Consider the following 19,446-nt stretch of genomic DNA (forward strand, 5'->3'; position numbering starts at 1 on the left):
CCGGGTCTGCTCGCGGTCCCCGTCGCACGGCACCGCGGTGCGTGGATCGTGGCTCGGGAGCCAACCGGAGATCATCGACACCATCGAAATGCTCGATACCCTGCGGGCCAGGAAGTTGTCGGGCCCGGCGTCCTCGGGGCCGAACCCCCTGCTCCGGGTGCTCACTGTCCCCCTGCGTGATGCGTTCGTGCTGATGAAGCACGTACGCGGCGGGTTCCCGCGGTTACGGCGCCAGGGAAGGCGCGTGCACGACGCCATGGACTGGCTGGCAGCCGAGGCCGAGGCCGAGAACCAGGGTTACAGGAGGATGTGACAGTCTGTCACATTGCCTGGCAGGGGCGGGTACCGAGTGCTCTCATCAGCAAGCAAGAGAATGAAGGGAATCAATGATGGGGAAAGAGGGGCGACCTGTGAAGCGAGAGCGGTCCAGCGAGGAGAGTGAGTCCGGCAACGGCCGGAGCGGGGCCTCGGGCGGAACGACTCCGGACAGTTCGCAGGGCGCGGTTCCGGGGAGCATCGGCGCCCCGTCGGCGCCTGGTCCCCGTACGGAGACCGAGGACGGGGACGCTGCGGTCCCCGGTGGCACGGTCGGCGGCCTCGCGCGGACGTCGACCTCGTCGGCGTCCGGTCCGGAGGAGACCGGGGAGTCGGAGGCCCAGGCACCGGCGGTGGCGCACACGGCCGGGATCTCCATCGGCAGGACCAGGTCAGGGCCGGAGGGGCATCCGGGCGGTGAGGAAGCGGCGGTCTCCCCCGAGGCGGCGGCGCCGGTGGCAGGTACGGCCTCGGCTGCCACCACCACAGTTGCCGGTGCGGCGGGCGTCGGTCCCACGGCCTCGGTGGGCGGCGGCGCGGAGGGCACCGCCGGGACGAGTACGTCCCCGTCGGCCGTGTCCGAGGAGACGGCTTCCGCGGAGGCGGGTTGCACAGCTACGGCTTCCGCGGGTACGGCTCCTGCGACTCCGGCTTCCGCAGAGGCCGTCGCGGAGGGGGCAGCCGACACCTCGACGTCCGGTGCCACCTCGGCCGCCACGGCCACCGTGGCCACCGCGTCGTCCACCCCTCCCGGCAGTGCCTCAGCCACGGAAGGCGGCGCTCCGGAACGCCCCGGCCGGGTGTCGCGCCCGATGGTGGTGGCGGCTGCCTTCGCCGGTGCGCTGCTTCTCGGCGCGCCGTTCGTCGTGGCGGGCGCCCAGAAGGACGAGGCCGAGCCCCAGCGCAGGGAAGCGGCGGCGGCGTGGAAAGAGGCCGATCAGGACGGCGGCTATGTGCCGGGCACCGACCCCGACTCTCCCCAGGGCGTACCGGCCGCCGGCGGCGACAAGCCGGGCGGCACGCCGGCCCGGGGTGACAAGGGCTCCGTCAACCACGTGCGCGCGGACGTCGGCGACGGGCCGGCGCCCGCGGACGTGAAGGTCGGACGGAAGCCCGCGAACGGGTCGGCCGAGGCGGGTGCCAAGGACGGCAAGGGCGCAGCCGAGGGAACCGGGGGCACCACGGAGAAGGGCGATGCCGTCGCCAGGACCCCGGTGGGCACGGGCCCGACCGCCCCCGCCGCGACCCCGTCGTCCGGCACGGTACCCAAGTCGACGACCACCGTCGTGTACAGCGGGGTGTCCGGACCTGACTGCCCCACGCAGCGTTTCCAGAGGTCGGCCTACTACAGCGACGGTGACGAGGGCTGGGGCACGCACAGCGGCGGCTTCGGCGGCTACGGCTGTGCGGGGAAGTACCTGTCCATGCCCATGTCCGGCTCTTCCTCCAAGGACTCAGACGGATCGGCGACCTGGCTGTTCGACCTACCCGACAGCGCCCGCAAGTGCAGCATCTCCGTACACGTGCCGGGTAGTTCCAACGTCGTGCGGGTCGGTGGCCACCCCAGCTACTACACCGTGTACGACCGCTTCCTGCCCAGGACCAGCAACCTGGTCGGCTCCTACTACGTCGACCAGCAGAAGCGGCGCGGCACGTGGTACAACGTGCCGGGCACCTTCCCCGTCGACGCCAAGAAGCTCTCCGTGCGACTGCACGACCGGGGTCAGGACGGCGACAACGAGCACCACGCGATCTCCGCGGTGAAGGTGACCTGCACGGGCTGAGTATCCGGTACGGACCCGACGGTGAGGTGGGCATCCCCTCCCCCACCGGTCTCTCCGCCGCGCCCACGGTGGGCGGGGAGACCGGCGGGGGACGGCGGAAGGACCGCCCCGGAACCGGCGAACCGGCCCGTGGCAGACGATCACCTGCTAATGATCACGTCCGAGACCAGCACGAGCGGGTCAACCTCCACGCCCGGCACGGCGACCATGCCCCTGCGGCCTGCTCGTCCTCACGGACGAGATCGCCAGGGTGGACAGGCTCCTGTGCAGTACATTCCCTTGACAAAGCGTATCGTTTACCGATGGTATTGCTAAACGATATGCACATTGCCGGTGGACAGGGGGAAAACATGGGTGGCAAGTCCTGGTGGAGCCGGACCGACAGCCGGTTGCTGGAGGCAGCTCTGGGCCTGGCTGTTCTGCTGGTCGGCGTCTTCGGAGCGCTACTTCCGGCCCTCGGGGTGGCCGGTCTGATGGATCCGATGGACACCCGCGAGGTTGAGGCCGAGACGGCGACCCGGGTACCGGGAACCGTGACCGACGCCGTGACGGGCCACGGCACGACCCTCACCGGCACACACCGGGCGGATCTCGTCTTCGCCGACCCCGACCTGGGTCAGCGCCTGCTGCTCGCCCTGCCGGAGATCGTCGGCAGCCTGCTCCTGCTCCTCATCCTGGCCCTCCTTTTCAGGATGGCCCGGACCCTGCGCAGCGGCGACGTCTTCGTGCCGGTGAACGCCCGACGCCTGAGCGTCGTAGGACTCGCGGTTCTGGTCCAGGCCCTCCTCGCCCCGGTACTGCCGGCACTCGCCACAGAAATACTGGTGAGCGATACCCCCATGGCCGAACAGGTCCCGTTCTCGGTCACCTTCACCGGCGAGTACGTACTGCTCGCCTTCCTCATCCTGGCGCTGGGAGAAGTCTTCCGGCGCGGAACGAAGCTGCGCGCCGATACCGAGGGGTTGGTCTGATGCCACCGGAAGAGGAGCACCGGGTCCAGGTCCACCTGGACCGACTGCTGGCCGAGCGCGGCATGACCCTGTCCGAACTGGCGACCAGGGTCGGGGTGACAGTGGTCAACCTCTCCATTCTCAAGAATGACCGGGCAAAGGCGATCCGCTTCTCCACCCTCACCGCGATCTGCCGCGAACTGGACTGCCAGCCCGGCGACCTGCTCAGCATCCGCAAAGCCTGACCCGCGACGGAAGACCTGAACGGCCGGGTCTCGATCCTTCGCGCACGCCGCCGGCCGGACCACGGAAGCCTCCCGGCCTCGTTGTCGGAGGATCACGATGCTCGGAAACCGCTCACGCCCCGCAGGAGAACCGGCCACCGCACTCACACCCTCCCCGCGATCAGCAACTTCAGGATGCATCGGGCTCATCGGTGCCGACCTGGCCGCCGGTTTCGCGGTCGTTGTATGGGGGACCGGCGTCTTCGCAGGAGGGCTGGACGGTCGGGAAACCTGCCGGCTCACCCATCACACCACCTACGACCAGGCGTGGCGTGACCGCACGGGTGCGGACGCCACATCGTTCTTCCTGTTGGCCAACGCATGCAACGAGCAGATCGGTCCGGTGCCCGCATGGGTGAGTCCCACCATCGTCGTTCTCGCTGCCTTCACCGTCAGCGCCCTTGCCAGCGTTCCGTTCCGGATCGCTTCTTGCCCCGTGGGACAACATCTCAGGGCTGTCCCGTAGTCCCTGGGGGATCAGCGCGCTGCGTCAGATGCAGTGCATCGCGAGGCGGAGGCGCGTCCGCATGCAGGATGCATGCGGACGTTCCGACCACGCAGCGAGGTGCCGTAGCTGTCGTCGTGCGCCCGCCAGGGAATACAGGACGCCCCTTGACCACGTTTGGTGGCCCAGCGGGTAGCGTGATCGCCTGCCGCATGGAACGTCCATGTGTCCGCCCCGGGCCTGCGCGGGGGGAGTCCGGCGGCGAACGAGGGAACAGTGATGAGCGAACTAACGAAGCCCACCATCGAGGTTCCGGAGGGTGACGCACCCACCGAGCTGACGATCCGGGACCTCGTGGTCGGGGACGGACCCGAGGCGCAACCGGGCAGGGTCGTCCAGGTCCACTACGTAGGGGTCACGTTCGCGTCCGGAAGGGAGTTCGACTCCTCCTGGGAGCGGGACCGGCCGTTCAAGTTCGCCGTGGGCGGCGGCAAGGTCATCAAGGGCTGGGACCGGGGAGTGAGGGGAATGAAGGTCGGCGGCCGGCGCGAGATCATCGTCCCCCCGCGTCTCGGTTACGGCAAGCAGTCACCCTCGCCGTTGATCCCGGCGGGCTCGACGCTGGTTTTCGTCGTGGACCTGATCACGGTCGCGGGCGGGCCCGCCGGAGCCGGCCCGGCTTGACCGGTTCGGCCTGGACCCGGCGCTCCTGAGGAGGCGGGGCACGCTGTCCCCCCACGTGAGGGCAGCTGATTCTTTGCTCAGGCAGGGGCGGACTGCTTCGTCCTGCTGTGGAACCGGAGCAGGCCGACTCCGCCGTGCCGCTGCCTCGTTACCGGTTGCCGGAACAGGCCGTTCCCACCGGTGAGGTCCACAGACCGGCAAGCCCACCACGGAGTCCGACGCCCGCAGTCGTTCGGTGTCGCAGGGCTGGAACAGGCAGTGGTTCCTCGGCCGACGGGACATCCGCCGAGCGAGCGATGAACGGAATGATCGCGGCAACAGATCCGGGCCATGACTCGGCCACTTACCCCCTGGTCCTCCCCGCCCCACCGGACCGCGCTGGAGTTCCTGGGTGCGGCGACCACGTGCCGCCCACCGCTCGGCCGACGGCACGCCCTATGTCGCTCAGCGCTCCGACGCGAACCGTACGAACTGTCCCCAGCCTTCCCGCCCCACCGCGAAGGCCGGACGGGTCACGTCCTTGGAGTCCCGTACGTGCACGGCCTGTTCGGCGACCGCGACCTCCACACAGCTGTCGCCCTCGCTCCCGCTGTAGCTGGACTTGGACCAGGCGAGTTCCGTCGTACCACTGTTCATAGCTCTCCTCGAAGTCGCTCCAGCAAGGCCCGGGTGTCGTTGGGGCTCAGGGCCTGCGAGCGCAGTGTGTCATAGCGCTGGTAGAGCACACTCACCTCTTTGCGGTCGGAGATCAGCCGCCCGTTCTTCTGCCCCTCCGAGTAACCCAACCGCCGCCCCTCCGGGGTCTCCAACACCTGCACCGGCCCGTCCAGACACGTATGCAACCCAGCCTCCACCGGCACCACCTGCAACGTCACATTGCGCGGCGCGCTGCGCTCCAGGACATGGTCGAAGGGCCCCCGCATCGCCTCCGCGTCACCGAACCGCCGCCGGAACACGTGCTCCTCGACGATGAAACTGAACGGCACGGTGGGCCGCTCCCGCATCATGGCCTGCCGTTCCATCCGTGCCGCGAGCTGCTCCTCCAGCTCGCCGTCCGTACGCAGCGGGATCGTGCCCTCGAACACTGCGCGCGCATACCTCTCCGACTGCAACAACCCCGGCACCAGCCGACATTCGTACGTGGACAGGCTCACCGCTTCCCGCTCCAGCCTCGCCCACCGCCGGAACCACGCCGCGAGTCCCGCCTCGCCCCGGGTGAGATGCCGGGCGGCCTTACGCAACGCCCCGGTGTTGCCGGTCGCCTCCTCCGCGTGCTCCACGAACACCTCGTCCGCCATCCGGCGACCCAACTCCACCGACTCCACCGTGTGTTTGGAGTACCGGACCCGCTCGCCGAACTCGGTCCGGCTGAGCCCCGCGTGTTCGCGTAGCGCCTGGACCACCGCGCCGAACGTACGCATACTGTCCGACGGATGGGGTTCCCGCTCCCCCACCGGAACCCCCTGAGCGCCTCCGCACCCGGCCGCCTCCCCCGCACCGCTGTCCATCCGCCCCGCCTCTCGCCGCACCGCACCGCGACGGCTCCTGACACCGCCCCGCGCTCACCACTCAGCGTGACGGGCCGGGCATCGTACTGTCCACTCTTCGTGACCGTACACCTACTCCGCGTACGGGGTGCGGTGCTCGACCTCAGGCGCTTCCGGCCGTCACTCTGACGCCGTGAACCACGCCCTGACCCACGTCGGCCGCCCGACCCGCACCTTCACCCAGCTCCTGTCCTCCACACGGCGCGGCGCCCGCCTGGCCAGGCTGCTCGCCGTGACCGAGCCGCGCACCTGGGGCGCCCCGCACGACCTCACGGAGCGTGCCGAACTCGTGGCCGCGGGGCTCGCCGCCAACGCCGTCCTGCACGGCGTCGTCTTACCGGTCGCTGCTTACGGCTCACGCTCGCCTTCGCCCCTGCGGCCGGACATCTCCGCATCGAGGTCACCGACGCCTGCGGGGAGGTGTACCCGCAGCCGCCTCCGGCGGACGCCGACCCCGAGGCGCTGCACCCCGGCGGACGCGCGGCCTGCTGCTCGTCGCCGCCCTCGCCGACCACTGTGAGACCCGGCCGCACGGAACCGGGCGCTCGGGGCCGCACGTCCCCCCTTACATGCTGACCGTTCTGGGGATACTCTTCGCCGTCGCGCCCACCGTCGTCTGGACGACGATCGCCCGCACCCGCCCTGTCGGCTTCGCGATCGGCGGCATGCTGCTCGCCGGAGCCGGTCTGCTGATCAGTGTCCAGCAGGGCTGGATCGACGCCCCCCGACCCGACGCCCATCTCGTGTTCACGGCCCTGGCGCCTCTGCTCATCGCCTGCGGTGCGGGACTGGAAAGCCGGCACGGGAACTCCCCTCCCCCGGAATGGATTCCCCGCCGCAACGGAGCGATCGGCTTCCTGGGGACGCAGTTCGCCCTCACCCTGGTGGTCGGCCTCCTGTACGCGCTGCTGATCAGCGAAGGCTCGGACGCCCCGCCGTCCAAGGCCCTCCCCTCGTTGCCGCCAGGCATCAGCATGGCTGACGAAGGCATCAGCTGCGGTTCCGGCGGCTGCTGGCGCGCTGCGACGGTCACCAGCGGGGACGGCCTGTCCCGCCCGGAGATCATCCGCAAGCTCGGCCTCCAGCAGGAGAGCTGCCGCCCAAGCGGCTGGCTGCTCGACTGGCGTGACGTGTGCGTCGGAGCAGAGGACAACGGCGAGAAAGTCACCGTCTACGCCAGCTGGGGATACTGAGCAGGCCTTCGACCCAGGCAGAGTGCCGAGGCTTCGTCCCCTTCCACCGGACAGGCCCCGGTCGCCGACCGTAAGCCAGGCCCGTCTCCTGCGTCGTTGGGGCGGCCCCTCATCCGAGTGGTCCCGTGTCCCGCGCTGCCCTTGCGAGTGCACGGACCAGTTCCGTCTCTCCGGCCGTCGGCCAGATCAGGGCCCAGCTCGCCATCGGAGCGTCGTGCGGATGGAGATAAAGCAGGCCGGGCCACTGGTAGTAGCGTGCGGCATCACCGTGGACGAGGCTGATCGCCTCGCCTGCCGCGACCACGGCGGCGAGCTCTTGGAACGAGGAGACCTTCGGGCCGCGCCGGATAGGCCGGCCGCCGGGGGTGTGGGTGGGGACGAGCGTCTGCAACCAGTAGTCGGGGACAGGTGTGGCGGAGTGAGGCAGGGGCCAGGCGGCCAGGTCCTCCATGCTGACGGTTTCCCGGCGGGTGAGGGGGTGGTCGGTGGCGACCATGAGAAGCAGGGGTTCGGTGATGACGATCGGGCCTACGGTGAGATCTGGTTCCCGGACGGGCAGCCAGGCGGTCGCCACGTCGACGGAGCCGTTCCTCAGGGGACCGAAGGGGTCCGTGAAGGTGATCTCCTGAATGCGGAGGTCGACCTCGGGGTGCCGACTCCGGAACAGGTCGAGTACGCGTACGTGGTCGTGTGCCTGGGGGCCGTGCAGCCCGAGGGTCAGTGTGCTGGTGGTGCCACGGGCGGCAGCGGTGGCCGTGCGGGTGCCTTCGAGTATCTGCTGGTAGCCCGCGCTGAGGTCTTGCCGCAGTTGTGTTCCGATGGCAGTGAGCTCGACCTGGCGGCTGTTGCGGGCGAAGAGGCGCGCGCCGATCTGCCGTTCCTGTTTGGCGATCGACTGGCTCACTCGCGCCTGTGACACGTGCAGCCGGTCCGCGGTCCGGCCGAAGTGCAGTTCCTCGGCCAGCGTCAGGAAGATCTCGATGTCCCGTAGTTCCATTGGCCCCCGCCTTCAGTGATAACTCCTGGGTTATCAGACCATGTGCAGCCAGGCATTGTTCGCGCGTTTTCCGCGCTGCATCCTGGGTCACGTCCTCTCCGAGGGCATCCCCTCGGTACTCGGCGCAGACGCAGGGAGATGACGTGCTCACACCGCTCGCGTACGGCTTGGCCGTGGTGCTCGACCTCCTGGTCGTCTTCATCGGGCTCCGGTTCTTCTTGCAGCCGCGGGCCGCTGCCGCCGGCTACGGTGTGCCGGCCAAGGAGAACGGCGATTCCGCGTACCTGACCGTCAAAGGTCTGCGTGACCTCGTCTCGGGCCTTCTCGGGCTCGCCCTGCTGGCCTTTTCGGACGCCGACGCGGCTGCCTGGTTCATGCTGGTGATCGCGCTGACTCCGCTGGGAGACACGGTGATCGTCCTGCGTAACGGCGGAACGAGGGCGGTGGCCTTCGGAATCCACCTGGCCACGGCAGTCGCAGTCCTTGTCTCGGCCGCACTTCTCTTCGCGGCCTGATCCCCACGTGACGCCGCCATTGCGCGCTCGAGGGAGTGGGCCCATGTCGCTGACCCACCCGCATGTCGGCCGGCCTCCCGTCATACGCGAGGCTGATGCCGAGGTCATCGGACGCGCCCCGACCACGATTCGCCTGCCGGCCGACAACCTTGTGCGGCAGCGACCGCCGTGGACACCGGCTCTTGGAAAGCCATCACCCAGGAGTGGGACGGCTGTAGCATGCCGACCCGCTCACCACGAAAAGCGGAACGAACCCCGATGGACTGAATGAACAGCGGGAGCGGCAGAGTGAGGCCCATGGACTCAGGGCTTGCCGCACTGCTGGGCGCCGCTGTCGGTTCCGCCACCACACTCGGGGCCGCGATCGTCAACGGCCGCGCTCAGGCACGGTCCCAGCACGCCCAATGGAACCGTCAGCGCCGCCGCGACGCCTACGCCGACTACCTCGGTGCGCTCCATGACCGCGACATCGCCATGGACGCCGTCCTGGACGCGCTGCGTTCGGACCATCCCGATCTCCCCGACATCGACGAGAAGATAGGCCGCTTCATCACCCTGGCTCGCGAGGTCCATCGCGCCTGCGAGGTCGTCATTCTCGAAGGGCCGGCACCGCTCACGGAAGTCGTGGAACGCGTCACCGACGCCTCGAAAGATCTCTCGCACGTCATGCGACGTCTGGCCCGGAACGCCCACGTGGGAGATACCACCCACAAGGCAGAAGACACTGCCCTCGCCGCCGAACGAGAGCGCATCCTCTACCGAGCAGTCAAGGACTTCCGCCTCGCCGCCCGCAGCGTGATCGACAAAACCGACTGACCGCACAGGGACTCCACTCGCGCCCAGAAGGCACCCCTACGGCCCCAGGTCGGCCAGCACCTCTCGCGCGGCGCGCGCGCCCGACGCCAGAGCGCCCTGCACGGAGCCGGTAGCCCGGTGGTCCCCGCACACGTACTTGCCCGGGTGGAGGCGGGTCGTACGGCTCAGCGGCCACGGAGGGAGCATCGCCGGCAGCGCACCCTCGACCGTGCGGGCGGCGACCTGCTGCCAGCCGGTCGTGTCGGTGCCGTACAGCTCGGCCAGACGCCGGAGCACCGCCTGTGCCCTGCCGGGGAGGTCGGCCCCCAGTACGGAGGTGGAGATCAGCGCGGTGCCGGGGGGCGCGTAGGTGGGAGCGACCTCGCTGAGTACGCAGGTGTTCAGGATCGCTCCGGTGCTGTCCACCATCAGGATCGGTTCCGCCCTCGGCGTGCCGTCCGTGGCGTGGTAGTAGGTGGTGACGGTGCGTGTGTCCGGCACGGTCAGGTCCGGCAGCAGGCGGGCGGCGGTCGCCGGGTCCGTCGCCACCACGACGGTCCGGGCCGGCACCTCGCTCCCGTCCTCCAGCAGCACCCCGGCGTCGGTGACCTCTGCGACGGGCGCGCCGAGCCGCAGGACGCCCTCGGGCAGGCCGTCGGCGAGCTGGGCCGGTACGGCGCCGATGCCCCGGGCCGGCAGACACAGGGACCCTCGGGCCATGCTCCGCCAGACCAGGTGGAAGAAGCGTGCGGAGGTCTCCAGCCGGTCCTCCAGGAAGACGCCCGACAGGAACGGTCGCAGGATGTCGTCGATCGCGGCGTCCGACACTCCCGCCCGCCTCAGGGCTGCTGAGGTGGAGCCGTCCCTGTGCCGTCTGGCGGCGGATGCCGGCAGAGCGGCGTCCCGTACGGTGAGTGCCGCCAGCGCGGCCAGGTCGCGCGCCGAGAAGACACGCCCCGGCAGCAGGGCTTTTGCCGCACCGGGCTCCCTCGTCGGGTCGGCGAGGCGGACCGGTCCGTTCGGCGTGTGGGCGACGACGCCCGCGATGAACGGTCGCAGTCGCAGGCTCCTCAGGTCCAGGCGCCGCTTCACCTGCGGATAGGAGGTGTTGAACACCTGGAACCCACGGTCCAGCAGGAATCCGTCGCGCCGGTCCGTACGCATGCGCCCGCCCACGCCGTCGGACGCCTCCAGCAGGACCACCCGCCGTCCGGCACGGCACAGGTCCAGCGCGCAGGCCAGGCCGGACAGGCCCCCTCCGACGACCACCACGTCGTGTGTCCGGCGATGTTCCATGCTCATGTCCACCCTCGATCAACGCCGTACCCCGTGTGGCACCCGGAAGCTCAGGCTCTCCGCTCGGCCTCTCCGCCTCGCCCGTACCCCGAATCAGCCGGCACAGACCCGTGCCGGAACGTGGCGCGAAAGTCGAGACCGCCCACCGGCGAACGACACGGTCGCGACCACGGGTCCAGCGGACCACGTCCCCCGGCCGATCCCCGGGCGCCACGACCGAGCGCCGTCGCACGACAACACGTCAGGAGGACGCCGGCGACTCCGGCGCGGCGACCGCCCCGGCGAAGCCCGACGAACGGCTGGGCGCCGCCTGTCCCGCACAGCCGGGCCCCGGGGGGGGGTGAAATCAGGGAGCGGCCCGGACCCATGACCCGCTGGCAGACGTAGGCCATCTCGGAAGCTGGCGGGGCGCCGACGTCGGCTTCGTTGCCCGGACGCCGGAAGCCGGCCGGTCCGACGTCGGCGAACTCGTAGGGATACACGGTTCCGGCGGTGGCGGACATCCCGTAGCCGGAGAAGGCGGGGCAGGAAAGCGTTACGTCTCCCAGGGCGGTGCCGAGCGCCCACAGCGGTGGAGGGCAGGCAGCGAGTGCTGTGTGGTGAGGCGATCCCTCCGGCCGGCGATCGGACGCACCCGTTTCGGTTTCCCGCTTGTTCCTCCGGCAACTCAGCTGCCGGCAGCCGCGTTGAGCAGATCGAGGGCGCTGTGCTGGCAGCCGTTGCCGCTCACGGTGAAGCGTCCGGCCCAATGGGGCCCGTACTGGTCGAGGGAGTTGCGGTCCTGGGTGTAGGCGGTGCCGGCCTGGCGGTCGAGATAGGCGCTGTAGGGGTGGTCGCCGAGTGCCTTGTTCAGGATGCCGAGGCCCCTGGCGTAGGCGCCCTTGAAGGAGTCGCCGTCGGAAGTGCAGCCGGTGCCGTCGGGTTCGTACGGCTCGCGCAGGGTGCCGCCGGGGTTGAGGTAGGTGGAGGAGGTGGATGCCTCGGCGAGGGTGCGTGCGCTGTCCAGAAGGCGGCTGTCGCCCGTGGCACGGTGCAGTTCGGCAAGTCCGGCGAGGATCACTCCCTGGTTGTAGGTCCAGGTGACGTCGCCGTTGTTGACACAGGCGCCGGTCAGTCCGTCGTTGATCAGGTTGCCCGAGTTGATCATCCCGCTGTTCCTGAACCAGGCCCACTCGTCGTTGGCCCGACGCAGATAGGTGGTGTCACCAGCGATCCTGTTGTGCAAGGCCGCGTTCAGGTGCAGGTAGAGCTCGTTCGTGATCGCGTTCTTGTACGGCTTGTCGGTCGCCCACTGGACGCCGCCGCCGCACGCCGAGGACCAGTAGGCGTGCATGTGGTCGGCGTCGACGCGGGCAGTGTCCAAGTACCGTTGCTCGCGTGTGAGATCGTAGGCGGCCACCCACGCCAGGCCCCACCAGCCGGTGTCGTCCAGGTAGTTGTTGGTGAAGTTGCCGCCCTCGGCGCCGCGGAGTCTGTCGTAGGTGTTGGAGATGGCGTACGTGTAGCTCGGCATGCCGCTGACCCGGATGTTGTCGATCAGCGAGGTCAGGGCGGTGGCCGAGGTCCACCAACCGTCGGCGAACCGGCCGGTCGCCTTGGTGTAGCCCATCATCAGCGCGGTCGCCGCTGCGGTGCTCCTGCTCCAGGCGTTCCAGTTCACGCGCGCCCAGCCGGTGCAGGCGATCTCCGCCCGGTCGCCCGCCTTGCCGCAGGCCCGCAGGGCACCGATGCCGGCGTTCGCCCAGTCGTCGACGTTGTACATCTGAGTGCGCCAGCCGCCGGCTCCCTGCGGAATCGTGGTGCGGCCGAGTTTGCTGCCCGAGGACCACGTCCTGCCGCCGTCGAAGGAGCGGTCGAGCCACACCTCGTCGCCGGAGCTTCCGTTGCCGATCGACGCCCAGCCCATCACATCGTTGTCGGAGAGGTGCAGAACGATCGCGCGGGAGTGGATCGACGCGGTCACGGGGCTGCGATCTCCCGTGGCGTACTGCGGGTCCCGGACGTCGCAGTACGTGTTGCACACCGGATCACCGGCTGCTTCCGCGGGGGTGGGGGCGAGCGGAGCCGCCAGGCAGGCGAGCAGGAGGGGCGCGATCACTGCCCGGCGCGAGCGGGGTAGGCGGAGGCGCATGGGGGGCTTCCTTCCATGGAGGACGCGACAGTGCGCATTCCAAGCAATGAACGCGTGCATGTCAAGCGTCGGGAAGGTGGGCACCGAACCACTTCGTCGGGGAGGGATACGAGGGCGCGGCTTCGTTCGGCGTCCTCTACCGCTCCGGGACGACGGCACACGGCCGGCGCATCGGCTCCCTGTTCACCGTCACCGGCACGGGCAGTGGTGTCGCGGCACCGGTCAAGCACTCGACCGGCAGCGTCGTCCGACCACCAGTGCCGGAATCCCCCGCCCCCGGCCCTGACACGGGCTCTGGCCCGGGCGGAGCCTTCCGGCGTCAGGTCCGGTGCGGGGCCACCACCGTTCTCCTGGATCAGGCCCTGAGGCTCCGGCCCTGTCGGACCGGCGCGCGACGGCTCAGAGCAGCTCGGCGAGTGGCTCCACCGTCTCCCAGCGGCTGAGGTACTCCGTCGCCGCGTGCGGGTCGAAGTCGCGGTTGCTGACCCGCCGGGTGCGTTCGAGCACGGCGTCGTCCTCGGGAAGGAGCTTCCGCAGCTTCAGCGTGGCGACGATGAAGTCGTCCCGGTCGGCGACGTTCACCCAGCGCTTGAGGTGGGCCGGCGAGCGCAGCGGCTGCGGGCGCAGCCGCCCGCGGATGATCGAGCGCAGCCCGAGCGGCGATCCGAAGGTGACGAGCAGCGGCAGCGGCCGGTCGAGCCGGTGCAGCGCCTCGTAGGCGACGACGGTGCCGAGCGAGTGGGCCAGGACCGCCTTGGTGTCGGGGGTCACTCGGGACAGCACGGCATCGATCGCGCCTTCCCGGACCCACTCGTCGTCCAGGTAGGCGGCCACCTGTCCGAGGTGGAACGCGCCGGTGCTGCTCAGCGCGGCGAATCCGGAGCGGGCGATGGGGCCGAGCCGTCCCATCATCGAGACGAACATGCGCAGCGGCTCCAACGGCCCCTGCTCCGGGCCGACCTCGTAGGTCAGTTCCTCCAGGGCCTCGGCGGCCTCTTCCCTGTCGTCGGGGTCGGAGGCGTGTCGGCGGATGTTGTCGATGATGTCCCGGGCGACCTCCCCGCCGGTGGCCGCGACAGGGGCGGGCAGCCGTACGTCGGAGTCACCGTGGGGCGCATAGCCCTGGTAGAGGTGGCGATAGTAGGCCATGTCGGCTGTCACCACCTCGCTCTCGATGCGGTCGGCCGCCTCGGCGTGGCCGTTGTCCCGCAGCGTGCGCGCGAGGGTCCTCGTCCAGGCCTCCCGCAGCAGCTGCTCGGTCTCGTACTCGGGTCCGATGCCGTGCACCATGACCAGCTCTGCCATGCCTCCCCCTGCCGCCCGCGCTGTCGTCGTTCGCCACCCCAACGCATGGGCCCTGAACGATGGTTCCCCGTGCACGCGCACATACATAATGCGCGCATGGCAGCTGAGCGCAGAACGCTGGTGATCGCCTCCCACTGGGACGTCCGCGAGAGGAAGGAGGAGGACCGGCTGGCCCGACTGGACTCCTACGCAAGCGAGTTGACGGCGTTATTACTGGACCCGAAGCGTGGTTCGTACGCGCCCGCGCACGGCGAAGGGCTGCTGATGAACCCACGAACGGTGTCCGAGGTGACCGACGCCGTGGAGGAGGCGTTCCGGGAGGCGCAGGCAGCGCGTGCCTCCCTGCTGCTCGGGTTCCTCGGCCACGGGTTTCACCCCGAGGGGGGCGAGTTCCTCTTTCCGATCAGCTCCACCCCGGCCGCGCCCGGCCCCGAGACGGCCTTCGACCTGCCCGGCGAGGTCGGCCGGATGACCCGGCGGTACGGGGGCGTGCCCGACCTGACCCTCCTGGTCGACGGGTGCTTCTCCGGCCACGCCCTCCTCGCCGCGGCCGAGGGCTGGCTCAGGTCCGCCATGCAGGCCGGCCGCACGGTGGAGGTGCTGACCTCCTCCGACGACCGGGTCTCCTACGACCTGCAGTTCTCGCGCCACCTCAACCGGCTCGTCCGCCACGGCGACATCCGCCTCGACTCGTTCCTGGAGACGAAGGCGGTACGCCTGCGGGTCCAGACACTGCTCCGGCGTCAGATTCCGCAAGCGGTCTCGTTCGACGGGGGCACGGGTCCGCGCAGAGCCCCGTCGCAGGCCTGGATCACCCGCAACGTGGCGCACGACCACAAGCTGAGCGTGCTGGCCGGTTCTCCCGACCGGCAGATCCTGGTGCCCGCCCTGCGTCACTTCCAGCCGCCCGCCGAACTGGCCCGGATCGCCCGGCACGTCCGCCTGCACCGGCTCGTGGCGGTGGTCGGCGCCATGGGCACGGGCAAGACGACGATCACGACCGCGCTCGCCCGTCCCGAGTTGCTGCCCGAGGACGAGGCGGACACCGCCGCGACGGTCTGCGCCGTCGTGCGGCTCAGCGACGCGGCGTGGGCGTCCGGGACGGCCGTCGAGCAGATGGCCCGTCAGTTGCGCACGTATCTGCCGGGTTTCGGCACCGCGCGTACGGCGTACCAGGCACGGGTTCCCGAGGCGAAGCGCACGCTGCTGCCGAGCATGGTCGCGGAGGTGGCAGGACCGCTCGGACTGATGGATGCGCGCGAGGCGGTGCGCGTCGTCGTGGACGGCCTCGACCAGGTGAAGGACCCCACGAGCCGCTCCGCGCTGCTCACGGAGCTCACGGCGCTGCGGGACGCGGCACCAAAATGGTTCGGCGTGGTGACCACCGTCCAGGAGTGGGTGGCACTGCCCCAGGACTGGCATCAGTTGCCGGTCCCGGCGCCCGACGAGCAAACCCTGCGCACCTATCTCGGGGCTCGGCGGGTACCGGAGGACGCCCGGCGGGTGATCCTCGCCCGGCGGGACGGGAACTGGCAGGTCACCAAGGTCCTTGCCGATTTCGAACCGTCCGAGGCAGCCGAGGTCGGTGAGGGACTGGCGGACGCCTACTTCCAGGCGCTGATCCCGCTGCGGAACGAGGCGTCCTCGTTCGGCGCCTCCGCCTGGCTCAACCCGGTCCTTCTCGTCGTCGCCGCATCCGGCCCCGGCATGACCCTGCCCCGGCCTCTGCTCGCCCGGGCGGCGGGGGAACTGGGCGGCCCGGCCGACGAGGAGGCGGTCGGACTGGTGCTCCGTCTCCTCGGTGGCCTCCTGGTCCGTTCGCCCGATCCGTCGGGCACCGAACTGCTCGGCGTGTACCACCCGTCCCTCCTCGAGTACGTGGCGGTGGAGCAGGACCTGGTGGAGGGGCATCGCGCGCTCTGCGACGCGCTGGAGATCATGGCTCCCATGGAACAGCACACACCTGACGAGTCTCTGCACCGCTATGCCGAACAGGCCGAGCCCGAGCACCTGTGGCAGGTGGCTCTCGCCACACCCGACGAGAACACCGCCGCGAAGCTGTACGAGCGGCTCCTGGCAAGCCTCGAACTGCGCGCCGCACCGGAGGCGACGGTGAACCGGACCCGCTGGGCGAGCTGGGCCGAGCGCCTCGGTGAACGCCTCGGCGCCGACGCGCCCGCGACCCTGCGCGCCCGGGCCCGCACGGCGTACTGGACGAGCAAGTCGGGGGCGTACGGGCGGGCCCGCGAGCTCTACCGGGAGCTGCTGCCGGACCAGCTCCGGGTGCTCGACGCGGACGATCCCGAGCTGCTCGAGACCCGCTCCCGCATCGCGTACGCGACCGGCGAGACGGGCGACTTCGCCGAGGCCGTGGCCCTGCACCGGGAGGTGCTCGCCGACCAGGAGCGCCTCCTCGGCCCCGACGACCCGCGCACCCTCGACACCCGGCACCACATCGCGTACTGGACGGGGCGCAGCGGCGCCCGGGAGGAGGCGCTGCGACTGCACGAGGAGCTGCTGCCCGACCTGGAACGCGTGCTGAGCCCGACGGACGCGGCCGTCCTGGAGGAACGTCACTACATCGCGTACTGGCACGGCATCCTGGGCCGCTACGAGCAGGCCCTGGAACTGCACGCCGAGCTCCTGCGGGACCGGATCGAGGCGTTCGGCGAGGAGCACGCGCAGGTGGTGTTCAGCCGGATGAACATCTGCAAGTTCCTGGGTGAGTCGGGGCGCCTCCAGGAGGCGCTGGACGGCTACAGGGAGCTGCTGCCGCTCGTCATCCGGGTCCGCGGTGCGTACCACCCGAACACCTTCCTGGTCCGGCTGAACACCGCGCGGTTCACGTGGGAGCTGGGTGACGCCGCGGGCGCGCTGCCGCTGCACGAGGAGGTGCTCCGCGACCAGCGGGAGGTGCTCGGCGACACCCACCCGGCCGTCATGATCACCCGCTACAACATCGCCATGCTCAGGGCCGAGCTCGGCGACCCGGTCACCGCGCTCGCCGAACTGGACGTCCTGCTGGAGCAGCGGCTGGCGCGCTACGCCGAGCCCGAGCACCCGGAGGTCATCACGACGAGGTTCGGTCGCGCCCTGACCCTGGCGCGCCTGGGGGAGGTCGACTCTGCGGTGGACCTGCTCCGCGAGGTCGTCGCCGACCGTGCGCGGGTCCTGGGCGAGGAACACCGGGACACGCGCAGGGCACGGAAAGAGATGGACGGGCTGCTGGGCGGCTGACCGGCCGGGCGCGCCCCGGGACAGCGGGCTGCGATCACCGTGCGCCGCATGAGGCCCTGGCCGCAGGGGCCGGGTGGAGGTGGCCCGGCTTCCCGGGCCGCGTGGGGTGTACCCGAAAGCAGCCGGTCAGCTCGGTGCGGGCAGGACTCGCTGGTCTCTTCCGATGGGGAAGACTGAACCCATGGCAGACATGATCTTCACGCGCGCGAGCGGCTGGATCCCGAACGTGATCGACGAGGCCGGTGAGCTGAAGCTGATGCTCGGCGCCGGGGCGGACGCCAACCATGAGCCCCGCACGTTCACGTTCCCGATCAAGGCCGCCCATCTTGCGGTGATCCGGGAGGACCTGGCCAGACACCTGTTGCTGTGGAGCGCGGTCCTTCCACTGTGCGCCGCGGCGGGGACGCGAGGACCGCTCGACGAGAACGCCGCCGCCGCGCTTCTGGACCCGATTCTCCTCTCAGCCCCCGCCGACGTCGACGCGCTCTTCCGGCGCATCCAGTGGGACAGGGGGCGGCTCATCGCCCATGGAGCTGACATCGATCTGCTCGAACACGGTCAGGTCTACGCGGCGATGCGCACGGCGACAGAGACGTCGAACGGAAAACGAGCTCAGGAATACCACGCGGACCGCCGTCGCGCCGAGCGCGGAACAGTACTCGGCCCCCTTGACACCGCGATACTGAGGTACACGGGCCAGTACCTGCACGGCGCGACGGTTCCGAGGCGGATTCCCGATGCCGTGGACCCAGAGCTGCTGCCCGAGGTGATGCGTGTGATCGCCACCGCGGAGCGGGCAAGCGCCGGGATGCGGATCGGTCGCGATCCGCGACGGGGAAAGCGCGCCACGGACAAACGTGACTGGGACCGGATGGCGATGACGGTCGACGGGGCCGTGCGCCGTGCACACCCTCAGCTCGTCGACGACGCGGTGCGGACCGTGAGCTTCCTCATGTGCTCGGAGGCCACGGACCGCACCAGGAGCGCACCCATGGAGGATGACGAGGAGCCTGCCGGCGACGGCGCCGGCTTCAGCGAGAACGCACCGAAGACGGCCCTGCTGTTCACCGACGACAAGGGCGTCGAGAAGAAGTGGTCGCAGGACGGTCCCCGCACCGCCTCTGCGGAGTTCTGGGAGTTCGTCGGCGACCGCTCCGCTGCGGACAACGACGTGTTCACCATCGAGGACGAGGAGAGGGGCGAAGGGATCCAGCTCCACTTCTACGCGGACTCCATCGCCCGGATCACGACGGCGCGCCGGGCCGAAGGCGGGTCGGATCCGGAGTACCGGGTCGAGTACAGCCTGGTCGACGGGATCGGCGGGTACCGGCACCTGGTGAGCGCCTTCGTCCGCGGCGGCTGCGCCGCACTCGAACCGTACGGCTCCTGGATGTCGGACAACGCCGAGTTCGAGCGTGCGCGCCGTCAGCGTGACACCGAGTAGCGTGCCGATGCTCGCTCGCACCCGCCGGTGCTGTCCGCCACCGGGAGCCGGGACGGAGCCGACGCCGGATGTCCGCCACCGCCGCCCGGCAGCCCCGGGCGCCGCAGGTGGCTCCGCCTGCCGGTCCGCTGGTCCGCTGGTCCGGTGTTCCGCTGGTCCGGTGTTCCGGTGTTCCGGCAGTCGGCGACGTTGCGGCCCCGCCGGTCCACGCGGCCGCGACGAGACCGTCGCATGGACCCCGCTCGTCGCGCAGCCAGGGGGCGTCGCTCCCGGCTGTCGGGCACACGCGACACTGGATCCTGAGCATCTGAGAGGCGACGGAGACCTGTTCACCGCGATCCGGCCACTGCTCTCCGACAAGATCGCCGCGACCACCCTCCGCGCCCGCGCCGGCGCCGAGCGGGTCTTCGGCCGTGAGGGGCGGCCCACCGCGCTCGACCGGCCGTGCCCGTACTGCCGGGGGCCGCTCACCGCGTTCACCCGGGCGGCTCCTGTCATGGTGAGGAGGACCGGAAGGTCGTCAC

General features: G+C 70.4%; 16 protein-coding genes. 10 read left to right on the plus strand and 6 right to left on the minus strand.

The window, feature by feature from the left end; genetic code table 11:
- Positions 1–88: 88 nt before the first annotated feature.
- The 5 genes from BA175_RS26810 (at position 89) to BA175_RS26830 (ending at position 4,462) form a co-directional block, all read left to right on the plus strand.
- Entirely contained in the window at positions 89–313 is a 225-nt protein-coding gene (locus BA175_RS26810; RefSeq protein ID WP_139131416.1) for a hypothetical protein, read from the plus strand.
- A 97-nt stretch (positions 314–410) separates the two neighbouring features.
- Entirely contained in the window at positions 411–2,099 is a 1,689-nt protein-coding gene (locus BA175_RS26815; RefSeq protein ID WP_069174096.1) for a hypothetical protein, read from the plus strand.
- Positions 2,100–2,449: 350 nt separating this feature from the next.
- On the plus strand, positions 2,450–3,070 hold the full coding sequence (locus BA175_RS26820; RefSeq protein WP_069174097.1) for a DUF2975 domain-containing protein: 621 nt from the start codon (positions 2,450–2,452) through the stop codon (positions 3,068–3,070).
- Entirely contained in the window at positions 3,070–3,294 is a 225-nt protein-coding gene (locus BA175_RS26825; RefSeq protein ID WP_069174098.1) for a helix-turn-helix domain-containing protein, read from the plus strand. Before BA175_RS26820 ends, BA175_RS26825 begins: the two co-directional genes overlap by 1 nt.
- Before the next feature lie 763 nt (positions 3,295–4,057).
- Positions 4,058–4,462, plus strand: coding sequence for an FKBP-type peptidyl-prolyl cis-trans isomerase (locus tag BA175_RS26830; protein WP_069174099.1), 405 nt, complete (start codon positions 4,058–4,060; stop codon positions 4,460–4,462).
- A 444-nt stretch (positions 4,463–4,906) separates the two neighbouring features.
- Here the strand turns inward: BA175_RS26830 and BA175_RS26835 are convergent, their stop codons facing one another.
- Together BA175_RS26835 and BA175_RS26840 are read right to left on the minus strand one after the other, a co-directional pair.
- Positions 4,907–5,098 carry a DUF397 domain-containing protein gene (locus BA175_RS26835; RefSeq protein WP_069174100.1) on the minus strand — a complete coding sequence of 64 codons (192 nt, stop codon included), beginning with the start codon at positions 5,096–5,098 and terminating at the stop codon, positions 4,907–4,909.
- On the minus strand, positions 5,095–5,970 hold the full coding sequence (locus BA175_RS26840) for a helix-turn-helix domain-containing protein (RefSeq protein ID WP_069174101.1): 876 nt from the start codon (positions 5,968–5,970) through the stop codon (positions 5,095–5,097). The genes BA175_RS26835 and BA175_RS26840 overlap by 4 nt, the downstream gene beginning before the upstream one ends.
- A 608-nt stretch (positions 5,971–6,578) precedes the next feature.
- Here BA175_RS26840 and BA175_RS26845 point away from each other — a divergent pair.
- Positions 6,579–7,202 (plus strand): hypothetical protein, encoded by a 624-nt coding sequence (locus tag BA175_RS26845; RefSeq protein ID WP_069174102.1) that lies wholly within the window; start codon positions 6,579–6,581, stop codon positions 7,200–7,202.
- 109 nt (positions 7,203–7,311) lie between these two features.
- Here BA175_RS26845 and BA175_RS26850 read toward each other — a convergent pair whose 3' ends face one another.
- On the minus strand, positions 7,312–8,199 hold the full coding sequence (locus tag BA175_RS26850; RefSeq protein ID WP_069174103.1) for a LysR family transcriptional regulator: 888 nt from the start codon (positions 8,197–8,199) through the stop codon (positions 7,312–7,314).
- A 143-nt stretch (positions 8,200–8,342) separates the two neighbouring features.
- Here BA175_RS26850 and BA175_RS26855 point away from each other — a divergent pair, with 143 nt between their 5' ends.
- Both BA175_RS26855 and BA175_RS26860 read left to right on the plus strand, forming a co-directional pair.
- Complete coding sequence (locus tag BA175_RS26855; protein ID WP_069174104.1) at positions 8,343–8,714, plus strand: DUF4267 domain-containing protein; 372 nt, start codon at positions 8,343–8,345, stop codon at positions 8,712–8,714.
- A gap of 297 nt (positions 8,715–9,011) precedes the next feature.
- Positions 9,012–9,530, plus strand: a complete 519-nt coding sequence (locus tag BA175_RS26860; protein ID WP_069174105.1) for a proline dehydrogenase — start codon at positions 9,012–9,014, stop codon at positions 9,528–9,530.
- A 36-nt stretch (positions 9,531–9,566) separates the two neighbouring features.
- On the opposite strand, the gene BA175_RS26865 is transcribed toward BA175_RS26860, so the two are convergent.
- The 3 genes from BA175_RS26865 to BA175_RS26875 form a co-directional block, all read right to left on the minus strand.
- Positions 9,567–10,811, minus strand: coding sequence for an NAD(P)/FAD-dependent oxidoreductase (locus BA175_RS26865; protein ID WP_069174106.1), 1,245 nt, complete (start codon positions 10,809–10,811; stop codon positions 9,567–9,569).
- 661 nt (positions 10,812–11,472) lie between these two features.
- Complete coding sequence (locus BA175_RS26870) at positions 11,473–12,936, minus strand: glycoside hydrolase family 76 protein (protein ID WP_069174107.1); 1,464 nt, start codon at positions 12,934–12,936, stop codon at positions 11,473–11,475.
- 399 nt (positions 12,937–13,335) lie between these two features.
- Positions 13,336–14,241: a hypothetical protein gene (locus BA175_RS26875; RefSeq protein ID WP_069174108.1), complete on the minus strand. Its 906-nt coding sequence runs from the start codon at positions 14,239–14,241 to the stop codon at positions 13,336–13,338.
- A gap of 96 nt (positions 14,242–14,337) precedes the next feature.
- Between BA175_RS26875 and BA175_RS26880 the strand changes: the two genes are divergently transcribed.
- Both BA175_RS26880 and BA175_RS26885 read left to right on the plus strand, forming a co-directional pair.
- Complete coding sequence (locus tag BA175_RS26880) at positions 14,338–17,478, plus strand: tetratricopeptide repeat protein (protein WP_139131417.1); 3,141 nt, start codon at positions 14,338–14,340, stop codon at positions 17,476–17,478.
- Positions 17,479–17,659: 181 nt separating this feature from the next.
- Positions 17,660–18,922 carry a DUF6357 family protein gene (locus tag BA175_RS26885; RefSeq protein ID WP_069174110.1) on the plus strand — a complete coding sequence of 421 codons (1,263 nt, stop codon included), beginning with the start codon at positions 17,660–17,662 and terminating at the stop codon, positions 18,920–18,922.
- Positions 18,923–19,446: the final 524 nt, after the last annotated feature.

Source organism: Streptomyces griseus (assembly GCF_001715295.1).
In the GTDB taxonomy this organism is placed as follows: Bacteria; Actinomycetota; Actinomycetes; order Streptomycetales; family Streptomycetaceae; genus Streptomyces; species Streptomyces griseus_G.